Source organism: Streptomyces sp. NTH33 (assembly GCF_003236365.1).
Classification (GTDB): Bacteria; Actinomycetota; Actinomycetes; order Streptomycetales; family Streptomycetaceae; genus Streptomyces.
On record NZ_POTZ01000701.1, the window covers coordinates 1 to 2,570 of the forward strand.

Below are 2,570 nucleotides of genomic sequence, written 5' to 3' on the forward strand. Positions count from 1 at the left end.
GGTGACCGGGCGTCCCGGGGTGCTCAGGGTTGCCGGGTGTGCCCGGGTGCGCGGGCGGGGTCTCATGGCCGCTGCCCGGAGGCGTGCGGTGGTGTCCTCCCCCGCCGTTGCCGCAGTGGTTGCCCATGGCCGGATTGCCCACGCCGACCACGTCGACGCTGTTGCCGCAGACGTTGACGGGCACGTCGACCGGCACCTGGACGTGGTTGCCCGAGCCCACGCCCGGCGAGCCGCCGGTGTGCCCGCCGGCATGCGAGCCGCCGTCCCCGGAGCGGTGGTGCCCGGAGTCCTGGTGACCGGAGTCGCCGTGCCCCCCGGACGAGTGGCTGCCGCCGCCCTGGTTGGCGCAGGTGTTGCCCACCGCCGGGTTGAGCAGCCCCACGACGTCGACCGTGTTGCCGCAGACGTTCACCGGCACGTGCACCGGCACCTGCACGACGTTGCCGGACAGCACGCCCGGCGAGCCGGACGCGGCGCCGGCCGCGCCCGCGTCGGCGTGGGCGTGGGCGTAGCCGCTCGCGGCGGCGATCACGCCGGTGGCTGCGGCCACGGTCATCAGGCCCTTGCGGGTGACCTGTCGCATATCGCTGAATCCCTGCCTTCGGCCTCTTCGGCCTTATCGAAATTTTTCGACTTTCGTCTTTCGCCCTTCGAAAACCGGCCGGCCCCGGAACGCATGGCGTGCGCTCCGGGGCCGACGGGTTCAGCCCCCCACGGAGTCGATGGAGTCGGACCCTCACGGGTCGGGGCACTACGTCACTTGTTCATGCAGACGTTGCCGAAGGCGGGGTTCAGCAGCCCGATCACCGAGATCGTGTTGCCGCAGACGTTCACCGGCACGTGGACCGGCGCCTGTACGACGTTGCCGGAAAGAACACCCGGGGAGTGCACGGCGGCACCCTGGGCACCGGAGTCGGCGGCGGCCACGCCGGCGCCCGCGAGAACCAGTCCACCGGTGGCAACCGCGGCAGCGACGACCTTCTTGATCATTATTCCTCCTCGTTGGCAAAAGCGATCTCTCTTGGTGATCGCATCACTTGTAACGAGGAAGGAGTAATGGAGCTACGAGCATATGGTCGCATTCACTCTTCCTTGGCCACTCCCGTACACGCGGCCGATTATCAGGACTGTCCGGGCCCTGTCCGGGCCCGGAAACACCCGAAAACGCCCTCAGGACGCGTCGATGAACCGGTCGAGGACCCGCACACCGAACTTCAGGCCGTCCACCGGCACCCGCTCGTCCACGCCGTGGAACATGCCCGCGAAGTCCAGCTCCGGCGGCAGCTTCAGCGGCACGAAGCCGAAGCCCCGGATGCCCAGGTCGTCGAAGGACTTGGCGTCGGTGCCGCCGGAGAGCATGTACGGGATGGCCTTGGCGATCGGGTCCTCCGCCAGCAGCGCGGACTGCATCGCCTCCACCAGGGCCCCGTCGAAGGTGGTCTCGACGGCCTTGTCGGAGTGCACGTCCTCGCGCCTGACCTTGGGCCCGAGGATCCGATCCAGGTCGGCGAGGAACTCCTCCTCGTAACCGGGCAGGAACCGCCCGTCGACGTGCGCGGTGGCCTCGCCCGGGATGACGTTGACCTTGTAGCCGGCGCCCAACTGCGTGGGGTTGGCGGTGTTGCTCAGGGTCGCGCCGATGAGCTTGGCGATGCCGCCGAGCCTGGCGATCGTGCCCTCCATGTCCTCGGGGTCGAGCTCGGTGCCGAGCGCGTCGCCGAGTTCGTCGAGGAAGGCCCGGGTGGTCTTGGTCACCCGCACCGGGAACTTGTGCCGCCCGAGCCGGGCCACGGCCTCGGACAGCTCGGTGATCGCGTTGTCCCGGTGGATCATGGAGCCGTGCCCCGCGGTGCCGGCCACGGTCAGCTTCATCCAGTGCATGCCCTTCTCGGCCGTCTGGATCAGGTACAGCCGCCGCTGTTCGCTGACCGTGAAGGAGAAGCCGCCCACCTCGCTGATCGCCTCGGTGACGCCCTCGAACAGGTCGGGGTGGTGGTCGACCAGGTACCGCGCCCCGTACGTCCCGCCGGCCTCCTCGTCGGCGAGGAACGCCAGCACGATGTCCCGCGGGGGCCTGCGGCCGCTGCGCAGCCGGTCCCGTACGACCGCCAGCGTCATCGCGTCCATGTCCTTCATGTCGACCGCGCCGCGCCCCCACACGCACCCGTCCGCGATCTCGCCGGAGAAGGGGTGGTGGGTCCAGTCGGCGGCGTTGGCCGGTACGACGTCGGTGTGGCCGTGGATCAGCAGCGCGGGCCGGGACGGGTCCTCGCCCTCGATGCGGGCCACGGTGGAGGCGCGGCCCGGGTGCGACTCGAAGATCTTCGGTTCCAGCCCCACCTCGGCGAGCTTCTCGGCGACGTACTCGGCGGCCCTGCGCTCGCCCGGTCCCGAGTGGTCGCCGTAGTTGCTGGTGTCGATCTGGATCAGCTCGCGGCAGAGGTCCACGACCTCGTCCTCGCCGGTGACGCCCCTGGCCGTGTCCGTCTCGCTCACGCTGCTTCCTCCCACTGTGCGCCGGTCGTCCACCACGTGTGCCGGTGGTCCCCTCATCCTCCCCCTCCCCGCGC

3 protein-coding genes are annotated in these 2,570 nt (G+C 70.2%); all 3 read right to left on the bottom strand.

Features of this window, described 5'->3' with window-relative positions; all coding sequences use genetic code 11:
- Window positions 1–583: chaplin (locus C1I97_RS42580; protein WP_146608405.1), on the bottom strand; the 583-nt coding region annotated here is incomplete at its 3' end.
- A 173-nt stretch (window positions 584–756) separates the two neighbouring features.
- Window positions 757–990 carry a chaplin ChpH gene (chpH, locus tag C1I97_RS35175; RefSeq protein WP_111007016.1) on the bottom strand — a complete coding sequence of 78 codons (234 nt, stop codon included), beginning with the start codon at window positions 988–990 and terminating at the stop codon, window positions 757–759.
- Window positions 991–1,170: 180 nt separating this feature from the next.
- Window positions 1,171–2,496 (bottom strand): M20/M25/M40 family metallo-hydrolase, encoded by a 1,326-nt coding sequence (locus tag C1I97_RS35180; protein WP_111007017.1) that lies wholly within the window; start codon window positions 2,494–2,496, stop codon window positions 1,171–1,173.
- Window positions 2,497–2,570: the final 74 nt, after the last annotated feature.

What these genes read in the sequence shown, in the direction of transcription:
- chpH (WP_111007016.1), bottom strand. Translation starts at nt 990, where the DNA reads ATGATCAAGAAGGTCGTCGCTGCCGCGGTTGCCACCGGTGGACTGGTT.